This window comes from Hydrogenobacter sp. T-8 (assembly GCF_011006175.1).
GTDB classification, from domain to species: Bacteria; Aquificota; Aquificia; order Aquificales; family Aquificaceae; genus Pampinifervens; species Pampinifervens florentissimum.
Genome location: NZ_CP048795.1, coordinates 1,584,859 through 1,598,955, shown reverse-complemented (window position 1 = coordinate 1,598,955; position 14,097 = coordinate 1,584,859). Strand labels below are relative to the sequence as shown.

Annotated in this window: 17 protein-coding genes; 7 read left to right on the top strand and 10 right to left on the bottom strand. The window is 44.6% G+C overall.

The genetic code is table 11. The annotated features are described in order from the left end of the window. Positions 1-8: 8 nt before the first annotated feature. From G3M65_RS09255 to fliG, 3 genes are read right to left on the bottom strand one after another with little or no spacing between them, the layout of a single operon-like run. The gene (locus G3M65_RS09255; protein WP_173834287.1) at positions 9-1,286 is read right to left on the bottom strand and encodes a FliI/YscN family ATPase; all 1,278 of its coding nucleotides are present in this window, start codon (positions 1,284-1,286) and stop codon (positions 9-11) included. Beyond that, positions 1,258-1,950: a FliH/SctL family protein gene (locus G3M65_RS09250; RefSeq protein ID WP_173834286.1), complete on the bottom strand. Its 693-nt coding sequence runs from the start codon at positions 1,948-1,950 to the stop codon at positions 1,258-1,260. The genes G3M65_RS09255 and G3M65_RS09250 overlap by 29 nt, the downstream gene beginning before the upstream one ends. Then, positions 1,943-2,947, bottom strand: coding sequence for a flagellar motor switch protein FliG (gene fliG, locus G3M65_RS09245; RefSeq protein WP_173834285.1), 1,005 nt, complete (start codon positions 2,945-2,947; stop codon positions 1,943-1,945). The genes G3M65_RS09250 and fliG overlap by 8 nt, the downstream gene beginning before the upstream one ends. Before the next feature lie 69 nt (positions 2,948-3,016). Between fliG and G3M65_RS09240 the strand changes: the two genes are divergently transcribed. The 4 genes from G3M65_RS09240 to G3M65_RS09225 are packed head-to-tail and all read left to right on the top strand — an operon-like array spanning position 3,017 to position 5,055. Beyond that, positions 3,017-3,439, top strand: coding sequence for a molybdenum cofactor biosynthesis protein MoaE (locus G3M65_RS09240; protein WP_173834284.1), 423 nt, complete (start codon positions 3,017-3,019; stop codon positions 3,437-3,439). Continuing rightward, positions 3,436-4,437: a GTP 3',8-cyclase MoaA gene (gene moaA, locus G3M65_RS09235; protein WP_173834283.1), complete on the top strand. Its 1,002-nt coding sequence runs from the start codon at positions 3,436-3,438 to the stop codon at positions 4,435-4,437. Before G3M65_RS09240 ends, moaA begins: the two co-directional genes overlap by 4 nt. A gap of 2 nt (positions 4,438-4,439) precedes the next feature. Beyond that, positions 4,440-4,853 (top strand): hypothetical protein, encoded by a 414-nt coding sequence (locus tag G3M65_RS09230; RefSeq protein WP_173834282.1) that lies wholly within the window; start codon positions 4,440-4,442, stop codon positions 4,851-4,853. A 1-nt stretch (position 4,854) separates the two neighbouring features. Beyond that, the gene (locus G3M65_RS09225) at positions 4,855-5,055 is read left to right on the top strand and encodes a Trm112 family protein (RefSeq protein ID WP_173834281.1); all 201 of its coding nucleotides are present in this window, start codon (positions 4,855-4,857) and stop codon (positions 5,053-5,055) included. Here G3M65_RS09225 and G3M65_RS09220 read toward each other — a convergent pair. Genes G3M65_RS09220 through rdgB form a run of 4 tightly spaced genes read right to left on the bottom strand, consistent with a single transcriptional unit; the run spans position 4,994 to position 7,623 of the window. Beyond that, positions 4,994-5,662 (bottom strand): HAD family hydrolase, encoded by a 669-nt coding sequence (locus G3M65_RS09220; RefSeq protein ID WP_173834280.1) that lies wholly within the window; start codon positions 5,660-5,662, stop codon positions 4,994-4,996. The genes G3M65_RS09225 and G3M65_RS09220 overlap by 62 nt on opposite strands. Beyond that, on the bottom strand, positions 5,659-6,570 hold the full coding sequence (locus G3M65_RS09215; protein ID WP_173834279.1) for a LysR substrate-binding domain-containing protein: 912 nt from the start codon (positions 6,568-6,570) through the stop codon (positions 5,659-5,661). The genes G3M65_RS09220 and G3M65_RS09215 overlap by 4 nt, the downstream gene beginning before the upstream one ends. Before the next feature lie 47 nt (positions 6,571-6,617). Next, positions 6,618-7,019 (bottom strand): arsenate reductase/protein-tyrosine-phosphatase family protein, encoded by a 402-nt coding sequence (locus G3M65_RS09210; protein WP_173834278.1) that lies wholly within the window; start codon positions 7,017-7,019, stop codon positions 6,618-6,620. A 7-nt stretch (positions 7,020-7,026) separates the two neighbouring features. Continuing rightward, entirely contained in the window at positions 7,027-7,623 is a 597-nt protein-coding gene (gene rdgB, locus G3M65_RS09205) for an RdgB/HAM1 family non-canonical purine NTP pyrophosphatase (RefSeq protein WP_173834277.1), read from the bottom strand. A gap of 15 nt (positions 7,624-7,638) precedes the next feature. On the opposite strand from rdgB, the gene gatB reads away from it, so the two are divergent. After that, complete coding sequence (gatB, locus tag G3M65_RS09200) at positions 7,639-9,051, top strand: Asp-tRNA(Asn)/Glu-tRNA(Gln) amidotransferase subunit GatB (RefSeq protein WP_173834276.1); 1,413 nt, start codon at positions 7,639-7,641, stop codon at positions 9,049-9,051. A gap of 6 nt (positions 9,052-9,057) precedes the next feature. Here gatB and G3M65_RS09195 read toward each other — a convergent pair whose 3' ends face one another. Then, on the bottom strand, positions 9,058-11,595 hold the full coding sequence (locus G3M65_RS09195; RefSeq protein ID WP_173834275.1) for a putative bifunctional diguanylate cyclase/phosphodiesterase: 2,538 nt from the start codon (positions 11,593-11,595) through the stop codon (positions 9,058-9,060). 25 nt (positions 11,596-11,620) lie between these two features. Between G3M65_RS09195 and rpiB the strand changes: the two genes are divergently transcribed. Continuing rightward, the gene (gene rpiB / locus G3M65_RS09190) at positions 11,621-12,082 is read left to right on the top strand and encodes a ribose 5-phosphate isomerase B (RefSeq protein WP_173834274.1); all 462 of its coding nucleotides are present in this window, start codon (positions 11,621-11,623) and stop codon (positions 12,080-12,082) included. A 94-nt stretch (positions 12,083-12,176) separates the two neighbouring features. Further along, entirely contained in the window at positions 12,177-13,658 is a 1,482-nt protein-coding gene (locus G3M65_RS09185) for an RNA-guided endonuclease InsQ/TnpB family protein (protein ID WP_173834273.1), read from the top strand. Here the strand turns inward: G3M65_RS09185 and G3M65_RS09180 are convergent. Both G3M65_RS09180 and G3M65_RS09175 read right to left on the bottom strand, forming a co-directional pair. Further along, positions 13,650-13,886 (bottom strand): type II toxin-antitoxin system HicA family toxin, encoded by a 237-nt coding sequence (locus G3M65_RS09180; protein WP_173834272.1) that lies wholly within the window; start codon positions 13,884-13,886, stop codon positions 13,650-13,652. The genes G3M65_RS09185 and G3M65_RS09180 overlap by 9 nt on opposite strands. Continuing rightward, positions 13,879-14,097 (bottom strand): type II toxin-antitoxin system HicB family antitoxin, encoded by a 219-nt coding sequence (locus tag G3M65_RS09175; protein ID WP_173834271.1) that lies wholly within the window; start codon positions 14,095-14,097, stop codon positions 13,879-13,881. The genes G3M65_RS09180 and G3M65_RS09175 overlap by 8 nt, the downstream gene beginning before the upstream one ends.

The following is a 14,097-nucleotide window of genomic DNA, read 5'->3' as shown; positions in this document are numbered from 1 at the left end:
TATTAAAATTATATCAGTTTTCCGTATAGACTTTTCAATGCTTCCAAGCTATCCTCGTAGCTTACCTTTTCCACCACCTTCTGCTTGAAAAACTCCCTTAGCTCCTCCTGATGCCTTACCGCCCTGTCTACAAGAGGGTTGCTACCCGGACTGTAAAGACCAAGGTTTACCATGTCCTCCATAGCCTCATAGGCACTCAGGATTTCTCTGACATACATGGCCACCTGCATATGTTCCTTGCTTACCACCTGAGGCATGAGCCTGCTGAGGCTTCTTACGGGGTCTACGGCGGGGTATATGCCTGCGTTTGCCCTCTTTCTTGAGAGGATTATATGCCCATCAAGGACACCCATTAGGGAATCTGCCACTGGGTCAAGGCTTATATCATCACCTTCCACCAAAACGCTGAAAATGCCCGTTATACTGCCTTTCCTAAACTTCCCGCAGTTTTCAACTACTTTTGAAAGCATATAAAAAACAGAAGGCGTGTAGCCCTTCATGGTGGGAGGCTCTCCCGCCGATAACCCCACCTCTCTCTGAGCCATGGCAAGCCTAGTGATGGAATCCATAACCAAAAGCACATCCATGCCTTGGTCTGCCAAGTATCTTGCATGCACTAATGCACTGAGAGCACCCTTCACCTTTAGTATGGGTGTCTGGTCTGAGGTGGTGACCACTATTATGCTCCTTTTCTTTCCTTCCTCGCCGAGCACATCCTCCACAAACTCTCTTACCTCTCTTCCCCTCTCACCTATAAGAGCAAGGACTACAGCATCAGCCTTGCTGTTTCTTACTATCATCCCCAAAAGTGTGCTCTTACCCACGCCAGCTCCGGCGAATATGCCCACCTTTTGGCCCTTTCCCAGGGTCAGTAGTGCGTTTACAGACCTTATACCACAGTCAAAAACCTCTTTTATCCTTTCCCTCTCCATGGGGTTTATATCTTCTAAGAGAATTGGTTTCTTCTCTCCCGCTGGCAGTGAACCATCCGAGAGCCTCCTTCCAAAGGGGTCAAGGAGTTCACCGAGTAGGTTCTTCCCCACTACTGTGGACACATGCTCCTTCCTTATCCACACCCTATCTCCTGCTTTTATTCCAGAGGGTTGGCTAAAGGGCATTATTATGCATCTGTCCTCGTTAAAGCCTATTATCTCGCCCTCTACCGGCTTGTTTTTCTGTGGATATACTATCACATGGTCTCCTACCGCTCCCTCCGTGTTGTATGCCTCAAGGTAAACACCGCTCGCCCTGTAAACCTTATGATATACCCTGAACACCCCCTTCATCCTTCATATTCTCCAAAAGGTCCTGAATTATATCTTCATAGCGTCTTTCTATCCAGACCTTGGGGGTCTCTAAGAGGAATTCGCCTTCCTTAAGGTCTTCCCTCACAAGGATGTTTAGCTCAACCGCACTGCCCATTTTCTCCTTGAGCCTTTCCATATATGGAGAGAGCCTCTGAGAATCGTAAGGGTTCAGGTACAGATTTATCTGACCCCTGAGTTCAATACCAGTTTCAAGAACTTTTGATAAAAGCCTTAGTATTAGGTCCTCCTTTGGCAACACTTGGCTAAGGAGTATTTTTTTCAAAAGGTCTTTCACAATCTCAATCGTGCTTTCTTCCATACTTACCCTCACAGTTTTAAGAGCCTCCGCCAACTTCTCATGGACCCTTTCAAGAAGCTCCTCCACAGCTCTTCTGTCCTCCAGTTCCCTAAGAAGGCTATCCCTTTCCTCAACAACCTTTGCTTTTTCCTTTTCAAGGCTTTCCAGCTGGAACTTCAAAGCTCTCAGCTCATCCTTAAGTTTTTCCATATCCGCCTGCCATCTTAGCTCTAACTCCTCGCAAGGGTTATCCCTTTCCTCCTGAACACCTTCAGCCTTTAAAGTCCGCTCACTTTCCTTAGGCTCCAGGTCATGTAGATGATGAAGCGGTTTGAACTCAGACATAAGCCTCACCGCCAGTAATGTCTATTATCCCCTGGTCCGCCAAGCTCTTTATTACCTGTATAACCTGCTTTTGAGCCTTTTCCACCTCAGAAGCCCTTACTGGTCCGAGGGCATCCATGTCTTCCCTCATTATGTCCGCAGCCTTTTTGGACATGTTGGAGAAGAACTTTTCTTTTATATCCTCGGGTGCACCCTTTAGGGCTATTATAAGAGTGCTCTTTTCCACAGCCTTTAGTATCTCCACGATGGCTCTGTTATCCAGCTTCCTTATATCTTCAAAGGTGAACATCTTCTCCTTTATCTTCTCCGAAAGGTAGGGGTCTTCCTCATCTAGCTTTGCCAGTATTCTGTTGGTGGTGTCTCTGTCAAGCATGTTTAGGAGCTCTGCGGTAAGGGTTATGCCTTCCATCTTTTGCATTATACCGCTTACTCCCATACTCCTTATCTCCTCTGCAAGAACCTCTATCAGCTCTCCGAAGAACTCGGGGGATATGTTTTCAAGGGTTGCAAGCCTTTTTACCACCTCTATGGCGAGGGTATCTGGTAGTAGCTTCAATATTTCTGCAGACTTGTTCGGGTTTAGCTGGGACAAAACTACCGCTATGGTTTGGGGATGCTCACCCATCAATATGTTCGCCAATATTTTGCTGTCAACCCTCTCCAGTTCCTGAAAGCTCTTTATCAGGTTTGAACTGCTGAGAAACTCGTATATTTTGGCAAACTTGTCCGGTGGCAGAGCCTTTCTCGCAAACTCAAGCAAGGCGTCTATGTCTGGGGTTATAAAGGAAGTTGCCTTGTATTCTTCTATAAACTCCTTTGCTACCTCCTCTATATCCTTGAGGGTTATCCCTTCAATGTTTGTAGCATGAAGCAATATCTCCTGAATTTCATCCTCAGACAGCTCTTTCATCACCTCCACCGCTACCTGTGGTGGCATTGCCATCAGCAGTATGGCCGCCTTCTGAGCCTTGCTCAGCTTACTCTTGACCTCTGGCATGTATAATAGTTTAAAACTTTTTGAGGTAGGTCATTAAAAACCTTAAAAGCAAGACATATAATTATACATATGGTTCCCAAAGTTTACCTCGGTGTGGAGTGGATCGGTGCAGAGCGTGTGCTGGCTGAGTATCAACCTCCCCAGGACTGCGGTGCAGGTCTCGTTTTTCTGGGCATTGCCAGGTCCGCACCCGAAGACGGCGACGTGGTAGAGCTTCACTATGAAGCCTTTCCAGATATGGCTATTAAGGTCATGGAGGAGATAAGAGAGGAAACCCTGAGAGAATTTCCAGTCCGAGAAGTCTTTATACATCACAGGCTTGGTGTAGTAAGGGTGGGAGAGCCCTCCTTCATGGTGGTGGTCTTTGGCGGGCACAGGGATGAAACCTTCAGGGCATGCAGGTATGCGGTGGATGAGGTAAAGAAGAGAGCACCCATATGGAAAAAGGAAGTTTTCAGCAACGGGAAGGGTGAGTGGGTGCTTGGAGCATGATTAGGGATACCCTTGGAAGGGAGCTCCACGACCTGAGGATATCGGTCACGGACCGGTGCAACTTCAGATGCAGTTTCTGTATGCCAGAGGGAGAGCAATACGAATTTTTTAGCCGTGAAGAGCTACTCTCCTTTGAGGAAATAGCCACCTTTGTAAGAGCAGTTATTCCCCTTGGTATCAAAAAGGTAAGGCTCACCGGCGGTGAACCTCTTTTGAGAAGGCATCTTGAAAACCTTGTAGGATACCTTTCAGAGCTTCCCCTTGAGGACATAAGCCTCACCACCAACGGCTTCTTTCTTAAAGAAAAGGCAAGGGTCTTAAAAGAGGCTGGGCTCAGAAGAATTACCGTAAGTCTCCATTCTCTTAAGGATGAGGTCTTCTCAAGGCTTGTGGGAAGAAATGTAAAGGTCTCTCAGATAATTGAAGGCATTGAGGAGGCTCTAAAGGTTGGGCTAAAGCCTGTGAAGGTGAATGTTTGTGTCATAAGGGGTGTTAATGATGGAGAGATACTAGACATAGCAAGGTTTTTTAAGGGTATGGGTGTGGTGGTAAGGTTTATAGAGTTTATGGATGTGGGAAACCTCAACGGTTGGTCCCTTGAGAGGGTTTACTCCGCACGGGAGATGCTGGAGCTTCTCAGCGAACACTTTGAGCTTGAGCCTGTGGAGAAGTCCTATCGCGGAGAAGTGGCACAAAGGTATAGATACAAGGACGATGGTCTGGAGGTGGGCTTTATATCCTCTATAACCCAACCCTTTTGTGGAGACTGCAACAGGCTCAGGCTCACCGCAGATGGAAGACTGCTTACATGTCTCTTTGCTCAGGATGGTCCTAACATAAAGGAACTTATAAGAAGCCATGCGGGAGAAGAAGACATAAGGGATTTTGTCAGAAGGGTCTGGGCTGAGAGGTCAGACAGATATTCAGAACAAAGGCTTGAGCTTATCAAAACTGGTATAATGCCAAAGAAGGTGGAGATGTTTAAAGTAGGGGGGTAAGGATGATAGAATACAGGCAGGTGGAATTTTTGATAAACCCCTTGAAGAACCGTGTATGGGCTGTCAGCATGCCCGATGGGGAACTCCTCACAGACCTTGTATCCATAAAAAGGGCGCGCTTCTGCATCGAGTCCAACGAACAATACTGGCTAAACCCCTTCGGTGGTGCCTATCATTGGACCACAAAAGAATCTGAACCCTACGAAGAAGAATTTGTAAGGTTCAAAGAAGAAGCCCAGCGTTACATGTGCATATTTGGTCTTGAAACCGCCCATCTTGAGCATCTTGACTTTTCTCCGCTATCTGGAGAGCTCATCTTTGATGAAGAGTGGCTTCTTGAAAGGCTCGGGCAAGGTCAAAGGGCAGAGTTTAAAAGGTTCATGCTTGAGCTGTGGGAGTATATAAAGGAGGAGTAAAATGCTAAGCAAGGAGCTTTTAGACATACTGGCATGCCCAAAGTGTAAGGGAGACCTCCTTTACGATGAAAGAAAAAATGTGCTTATATGCCCCAATTGTAAGGTATACTACCCCATAGAAGAGGACATCCCCATACTCCTTATAGACTCCGCAAGACCTCTTGAAGAGTTGGAAGAAGCGCCTCAGGCTGAGAGCTCCTGACACCCTCTAACACAAACCTTTCTCCCACATGCACATATTCAAAGGGTTTACCGTAAAGTCTTTTGTAATCCCTAAACATCTGCCAGTCCGCAAGGCTATCGCCCACATAGACGCCTGCGTCAAGCCCAAGAGCCTCTACGCATAAGTGCAGAGCATAGGGATGTGGTTTTCTGAGCTCCTCTTCCTTTATGGTGTCCTCGTCTACCACAAAATCAAAGTAGCTCGAAAGTCCAAACCTTTCAAAAAGGTATAGAAGGTCTTCCCTTGGTCTTCCTGTGACTATGCCAAGGGGGTATCCCATAGCTCTTAGCTCTGTGAAAAAGTCCTGACCCAGCATGAGCCTTTCCTTGTCTCTGAGGGTTGCATAAAACACATTAAAGACCTTTACAAGCTCTTCAAAGTTGGCATCCCCTCCATATTCCCTTATGACCTCAAGAGTGGCAAGCCAGTCGTTGTTTATACCTTTGGAGAACTTTATCCTTCTTACTTCTTCTATGGGAACCTCTCTCTTTAGGAATTGCTCCGCAGTGTGCTTTATGGCGTAATGATATGACTGGCTCACATCCACTATAACCCCGTCCACATCAAAAATGACACCCTTCTTCATCCTGCGACCAACTCAGAGCTTGCCTTAGAAAGCAAGAATTTCATAAACCTGCTTGCCAGAAAGGTAAGTTTTTCATGTTCTGGGTAGATTATGTAATACCACCTTATCGCGTTAAAACCTTTTATCTTCACGGGAACAACGCTACCCTCTTCTATTGCTTTTTCAACTATACCCTTTGAGAGAAAGCTACAGCCATAGCCCTTTTTAACCATGCTAAGGATTGACCTTCCGCAGTTTATCTCTATCCTTATGTTGAGCCTCTCAAAAATTATTCCAAGTCTTTCCAACTCTTCCTTTACCACCTTCCTTGTGCCAGAGCTCACCTCTCTAAATATGAGGTCTACACCGTAAAGCTCTTCTGGCTCTATCTCTCCCCTCTTGGCAAAGGGATGGGAGGGATAGGTAAAAAAGACCACTTCATCCATGAACCACTTTATGGAGCTGAACCTTTCTGATGGTTCTCTCTCTATAACTCCTATGTTAAGCACACCAGAGGACAGGGCTTCCTCTATGTGCTGGGAATTGTCTACAAGCACCCTTATGGAAATATTGGGAAGTTGTTGGTGAAATTCCACGAGAAGCTCTGGGACCTTGTATTCGCTCAGAGTGGTGCTTATGCCCAAAAGGAGGGTATCTTTGAAGTCCTTCTTTATCTTTGCCATCTCCTCCATGAGGTTTTCGTAGTTAGAGAGGAGGCTCTTGGCAATCTCGTATATTCTCTTTCCTTCATCTGTTAGCACTATCCTACCACCCTGTCTTTGGAAAAGCTTTGCTCCTATTATCCTCTCAAGAGCCTTTATCTGCTGAGTTACCGCAGGCTGGGTTATATAGAGTATCTCGGAAGCCTTTGAAAAGCTCCCAAGGTCTGCAACCGCCACAAAGGTCTTGAGCTTGCTAATGTCTATCATTACAGTTTAAAATTTTAATATAAAACCTTCTTATGGCAAGGATAAGGCTAACTTATCTTAAAAAGGTTCCTCACCAGATTCTCAATCTGTTCTAAGAGCCTTGACAGTTCTTCCCTCTTCATGCTTGAAGGCTCTTCAAGCACCCAGTGTTCCCTTCTCATGTGACCTTCAGAGTAAGGACATCTATCCCTCGCCTCTGGTGAAAGGGTTATAAGCACATCCACTTGGTCGTAGGGTATGCTGTCCACACCCTTTGGGCGGAGGTTCTCCGCGGGATAACCCTTTTCTTTGAGAAGGGCTATGACCTCCTCCCACACTTCCTGTGCTGGCTCTACCCCCGCAGAGTATATCTCTGGAGTAAGAAGGGCGAGCCTTGAGATTTTCTTGGCCACCGCCTCTGCCATTATGCTCCTTACTGCGTTTTTGGTGGATATAAAGGCTATCTTCATGGAACTTCTATTTTAGCATTTGCATTATCCTTCTGAGGGCTTTGCCTCTATGGGATATAAGATTTTTCTCTTCCATACTTAACTCCGCCATACTTTTCTGAAAGCCCTCTGGCTGAAAAATTGGGTCATAGCCAAAGCCTCCTTCTCCAACTGGCTCTTGGAGTATAGTGCCATAGCATCTCCCTTCTGACCAAAGACCACCATATTCTATAAAAAGCACCGCAAAGGCTACATAGTATGCCCTTCTGTCCTGCTTGCCTTCCATAAGCCTTAGAAGTTTGTTTATATTCGCCTTGTCTTTGGCCTCTTTTGGCTCTTCCCTTCCTCCCCATTCTAAGTTATAAAACCTGCTGGAATAGACGCCCGGATACCCATCAAGGCTTGGAACTACAAGTCCAGAATCCTCTGCGAGGGTTGGTATTTTGTAAGCCTCGTAGTATGCCTTTGCCTTCAGATAAGCGTTCTCTAAAAAGCTACAGCTTCCCTCTTCTACTTTTAGGTCTTCCTCTGGGAATAAAACCTCAACCTCGTATTCCTTAAGTATGGAGAGAATTTCTCTCCTTTTTCCCAAGTTTGTGGTTGCTACAAGAATTTTCCTCACCATGCTACAATTATAAGCATGGAGTTTGAGCCAGTTATAGGTCTTGAGATACACGTGCAGATGGATACAAAAACCAAGCTCTTCTGCTCCTGTCCTGTGGAGTTTGGTGCGGAACCAAACAGTAATGTTTGTCCTGTATGTCTTGGACTGCCTGGGAGTTTACCCGTTATAAACAAAAGGGCTGTGGAGTTTGCCATAAGAGCTGGACTTGCCCTTAACTGCCAGATAAACATGCGTTCCGTCTTTGCAAGGAAAAACTACTTTTACCCAGACCTTCCAAAGGGATACCAGATATCTCAGTATGAAGAACCTATTGCGGTCAATGGATGGCTTGAAGTAGGTGGCAAGAGAGTAAGAATAAGAAGATTACACATAGAGGAGGATGCAGGTAAAAACATCCACGAGGGTTCAAAAACCTATGTGGACCTAAACAGGGCTGGCACACCTCTTATGGAAATAGTGACAGAGCCAGACATAGACTCTCCACAAATGGCAAGGGAGTTTCTTGAAAAGCTAAGAAACATAATGAGATACACTGGCGTCTCTCGTGCGGACATGGAAAAGGGACAGCTTCGTTGTGATATAAACATCTCCATAAGACCAAAGGGTTCAAAGGAGCTTGGCACGAGGGTGGAGATAAAAAACGTCAATTCCTTTCGCTTTGTCCAAAAGGCGATAGAGTCCGAAATGGAAAGACAGATAAAACTCCTCCTTTCCGGAGAGAAGATAGTGCAAGAGACACGCACCTTTGACCCCTCCACAGGTCTAACACACCCCATGAGGACAAAGGAAGAGGCAGAGGACTACAGATACTTTCCAGAGCCAGACCTACTGCCCCTCCTTATTCCTCCGCAGTGGTTGGAGGAGATAAAAGTCAGCATGCCAGAGCTACCCGAAAAAAGGTTTGAAAGGTTTATAAAAGAGCTTGGTCTTGACGAATACTCCGCAAAGGTGCTAACTGATAACAAAGAGCTTGGAGACTTTTTTGAAGAGTCCCTTAGGCACTATGGACAAGACCCCAAGCTAACTGCCAACTGGCTACTTAACGACCTTCTTGGAAACCTCTCAGAAGCGGGCGAAGACATAGAATGCTCGCCAGTGAGCCCCCAAAGCCTTGCAGAACTTGTGAAACTCATAAAGGAAAATGTCCTTTCCTCAAAACTCGCAAAAGAAGTTATCAAGGACATGGTCTTAACGGGCAAAAGTCCAGTTCAGATAGTAGAAGAGAAAGGTCTCAAGCAGGTAAGCGATGAAGGTCAGATAAGGTCTATGATAGAGGAAGTTCTCAGAGAAAACCCCAAGGAGGTGGAACGTTTCAAAGCAGGAGAGGAAAAGCTCTTTGGCTTTCTTGTGGGTCAAGTTATGAAAAAGGCAAAGGGCAAAGCAAACCCACAGTTGGTGAACAGAATTCTTAAGGAGATGCTTAGGTAAAGAACCTTAAACCAACCTTTCTGATGGCTTTCCGATGTAATAACCCTGGGCATAGTCAACCTTTAAGTCTTTAAGTATCTTCAGCACTTCTCCGTTTTCCACATGTTCCGCTATTGTTTTCATTCCCATACCCCTTGCAAGAGTAACCACAGATTCTATAAATATCCTGTCTCTCCAATCTTCTATCACATCCTTTACAAACTCACCCTCCAGCTTTACAAAGTCAACAGGCAACTTTTTTATGTAATGAAAAGAGGAATAACCAGAGCCAAAGTCATCTATCGCAAACAGAAAGCCTTCTTCTTTGAGCTTCCTTATAAACCTTTCAAGCAGGCTGATGTTTTTTATACTTTCCCTTTCGGTAAGTTCAAAAACCACCTGCGATGGCTCCATGTTATATCTCCGCATGAGGTCCCTCATGTTTTCAATAAAGTTTTCCACAAGCATCGCCCTTGGAGAAAGGTTAAGAAAGAGCTTACCTCTATAATGCGCATTGTACGCCTTCTTAAAGGCTTTTTCATAGACCTGCATGTCCATCTTAAGAACTATACCAAGCCTCTCTGCCATCTCTATAAACTCTCCAGCTGGAGCTAAGTTGTCTCCTATTCTCATAAGAACCTCGTTACCGAAAACTTCACCATTCCTCAAATCCACTATGGGCTGGAAGAAGGGAACTATCTCTCCTTTATCAAAGGCTGTAAGCACCCTTATAGCCTTACTGCTGTATTCTCGGTATGATTGCACAAGCTCCTCTTGACTGGGAAGCCTTATCTTTCCCTTACCCTCCTCCTTCGCATTCCTAAGCATACTGTCCGCAATGAGGAAAAGGTCTTTCGGCGTTTCTCCGTGCTCTGGATATACCGCTATACCCATGGAAACCCTTGGTGAAATGGAACTCCCATCTGGTAGGTTCAGAGTAATGCTTTCTATTTGCTCCTTCAGAGAGGATGCAAGGGCGTAAGCATTGAGGGGGTCAGCACCAACTGCAATAATCACAAACTCATCCCCACCGTACCTTGCAGCTATGTCAGACTTTCTTTTCCGCTCGCCTATAACCCTCGCAACTTCCTTAAGAAGCATATCACCCACGTGATGACCGTAGGTGTCGTTAATAAATTTAAAGTTGTCAAGGTCAAGGATTATAAGAGAAAGTTTTCTATCAAATCTTTTCGCCCTCTCTATCTCATAGCTTAGCAGTTCCCAGAAGGTTCTTTGGTTATAAAGGGTGGTGAGCGGGTCCCTCATGGCATAGAACTCCACCTGCTCAATGTAGTCGCTTATTGCCTTTGAAGAACCTATTGTGTTCACAAGAGTTGAAAGTAGACTGTTTAACACCGCCTGCTTTGCTACATCGTCCATTACACAGGATTCCACTCCAAGCCCGACTATTCCCCCAATTTGTGGTTTATCAAAAAATACAGCCTTAGTCCTGAGCCTTATTTTCTCCTTATCCTCTTCGCTGTAGATTTCCTTCCCGTTTACCGTATGATGCATGATTCGCAGTTGTCTTCCCATTAACAAAGACACTGGAAGCTCAAGGGTTATCTTCGATTTTATAAAGGCTTCAATATATCTCTCTGTTCTTTCATCTGCCTTCTTATACCAGAATATTTCAACCTTGAGCACTTCTGGCTCAAGAAAGAGAGTAAAGACTATATCAATGGGAATTATCTGGTTCATTTCATCTATCAGATTCTTTACATAATCGTGCCAGTTTTTTATGGTTTTTGACGTAATTATGAACCTTTCTAAGAGCTTCGCTTCCATATCCAGGATCTCCCTATCTATGGCTATTGACTTTATCCTTTCACCAAGATGCTGAAGAGACTCATACACTGGTTTTAGTTCCCTGTAGGAGTCTTCTATGCTTTTGTGCAGGTTTTCCACATCTTCTATTGACCTTATATTCTCAATGCTTTCACTTATTTTTCTACTTAACTGTCGTAGCAAACCTATTAAGGTAAGCAAAATAAAGGTCAATACAAGAGAAAAGGCAATCAGAGGTCCTGCTATTAACGCCTTCAAAGTATGCCTTACATTTGATACAAAGCTCTGTATGTTTATACTTGTTTCCACAAGCCCGAGAACACTGCCTTCCTGAGCGTTCCAGTGACACCTTAAACACTCCGATTCAGCCTTCACAGGTTTTATGTATAGGTAAACGCCACCCTCAAACTTGTTCTGAGGCTCACCCTTGAGGGCAAGAAAATGAAGTTCCCCCTTAGCTGGCTCAGGAACTGTGCCGTAGATTTCTTTAACAAGGTCAGACCTGTATATGTTTATGTTTACAGGTGTCCCTTGGTAGGAAACTTCAAGAGCTTTCATAAACTCAAGAAGGTCCCTTCTCTCCCAACCCCTTTTCATAACCTGATACATGGAACTGAATACCTGCTTTGAGATGCCATCTGCGGTCTGGCGGGCAGTTTCCTTAATGAAGGCGTCCATATAACGCACAGCCACCACATAAAGGACCATATACACGGATAAGGTTAGAAGGATATAAACCAAGATTATGCGAAATATCAGGCTTTTTCCCTTTTCCATAGGTAGATTATAATAATACATATTAATGTTTACCATAGCCATAGGTTCAGACCATGCGGGCTTTCCCCTGAAGGAAAAGATAAAGGAGTATCTCCTTTCAAAGGGCTATAGGGTCCTTGATTTTGGCACGGAGTCCACAGACTCCACCGACTATCCTCTTTTTGCAAGGGATGTGTGCCTTGCGGTTCAAAGGGGTGAGGCTCAGAGGGGTATCCTTGTTTGTGGCACGGGCATAGGCATGTCCATAACCGCTAACAAATTCAAGGGCATAAGAGCTGCCCTGTGCCTAAACGAATACATGGCTCGTATGAGCAGAAAACACAACGATGCCAACGTGCTATGCCTTGGGGACAGGATACTTGGGGATGACCTTGCCCTTGCCATAGTGGACGCATGGCTCTCCACGGACTTTGAGGGCGGAAGGCACGAAAGGAGGGTAAGGCTCATAAGGGAGATAGAACAATCCTCTAAAGGTCTTGGCGACTAGTCTCTGAAAATATTGACATTTATACCCAATAATGGTAATTTGTTGCTTGAATCGTTTCACACACAAACTTACAAACAAAAGCTATAATATCCCTATGTATAGGGCTATTGAAGTCTCATGCCCTACCACAAAGAGAAAAAGCACCCTTATAGCTCATGTCCTAAAGCTATACAGAAAAACCGCTGAAATAATAGCAAACTTCCAGTGGTCTCTTTTCTTCAAAAATGGCTCTTTTAACAGAAAAGCTAATATAAAACACTTAAACTGCCCACTTTCAGAAAGGTTCAAGTCCACTATCCAATACCATGTGGTAGTCCCTACACTGGAAAGTTTTATCGCCAATGTCCAAGAAAGGTTCAAAGAGATAGTCCTTAGCTCTACTCTTCCTGAAAAGACAAAAAGAGTTCTCCTTTATATCAACTCCAGAGAGGAATGGCTTATTCCAAAAAGTGAGAAAGCCCTGTGGATAGATAAAGACAAAAACAAGCACGAGTATGAGATAGTCAAAGAAGAAAGAATGCTTGCTAAAAAGATATTCAAGCATATTCTCAAAAGCTGGAAAAAGCCAAGTTTTAGAGGTGTTTCTATGCTTTTAGACAGCAAGTGTGCCTTGCTGGAAAGACCAAAGAAAGCAAAAGGCTTTGACTTCTGGATAAGACTGTCAACTCATGAAAAGAGAAAGCCTATATATCTGCCTGTGAAACTTCATGAATACTTTGAGGAAAGAGGTGGAAAGCTAACAAACATGGTTCAGATAGCAGAGGATGGCAAACTAAGGCTTGTGAAGGAGATAGAGAGGAAGAAGATGGCTTTCAGTGGAGAAGTAGCTCTTGACTTTGGCATGGAGTGTTTTCTTGTTTCAGACAGAGGAGACCTCTTTGGCAGGAAGTTTTACAGCAAGGTCAGGGAGTATGCGGATAAGATAGACAGAATTCAAAGGGAGATGCAAAGGAGAGGGAAAAAGCCAACAGAGAGCAAGAGGTATTTAAGACTTCAACACAGGCTAAGTGAGTATGTGAAGAATGAGGTAAGGAGGATAATAAATAGGGTTGTAGAGTTATACAGACCACGAAGGCTTGTGCTTGAGGACTTAAGAGGATTTTTGAAGAGGGTAATAAACAACTTCCCAAAATCAGTAAAGAGGGTGCTTATAAGGTTTGGGCTTGGGGAGATAAGGAGGAAGTTAAAGGAGATAAGCGAGGAATATGGCATAGAGGTGGTGTATGTTGCTCCTGCCTATAGTTCACAAGCATGCAGTAATTGTGGGTATGTAGACAAAGAAAATAGGAAGACAAGGAGTGAATTTGAGTGTGAGCTATGCAATAGAAAACTCCATGCGGATGTGAATGCAAGCAGGAATCTGCTTAGCCGTGCTAAGTGGAGCTTGCATTTACGTCGTATGGAGCAAGCCCTCGCTAAGCAAGTGGAGGTTTTTATAAAGAACTTGTTTAGTGAGCGGTTTAAGTGTCTTTGGAGTAAGGCACTGGGATTGATTGAGAGAAATCCATACTTTCAGTCAGTCCCTAAACCCGAGGTGTGGATAAATGTCCACAAAAGGGATATTTGTCTAGGCTAAGGGATACTCTTCAAGAATCTTCATGAAGTGTTCTACTGTTATGCCAGCGTCTCTTATCAACTTTCTTAGTAGCCCTACCCCTATTTCATCGTGATAAAGGATAGTCAATGGGTTTCTATATTTGTGATGTAGCCTCACATGGCTTCCCCTTTGCCTGATAACCTCATAGCCAAGTTTTTCAAAACACTTTATAACCTTCCACGCAGGGAGCGGAGTTAGCCTACCCACTTTCCATTACACTGAAAATTAACTCTTCTGGGTTGTAATCCTTGGCTATCTCAAGATTTTCTGCCTCCTCAAGGCACAAGTTTATGACCTCCTTAAGTCTTTCAAGTGCCTCTTCCAAAGTTCTACCTTGTGTGTAGCATCCCCTAAGCAGTGGACACTCTACCACATAAAAGCCATCCTCATCCCTTTCTATTACCACTGGCAGTTTCAT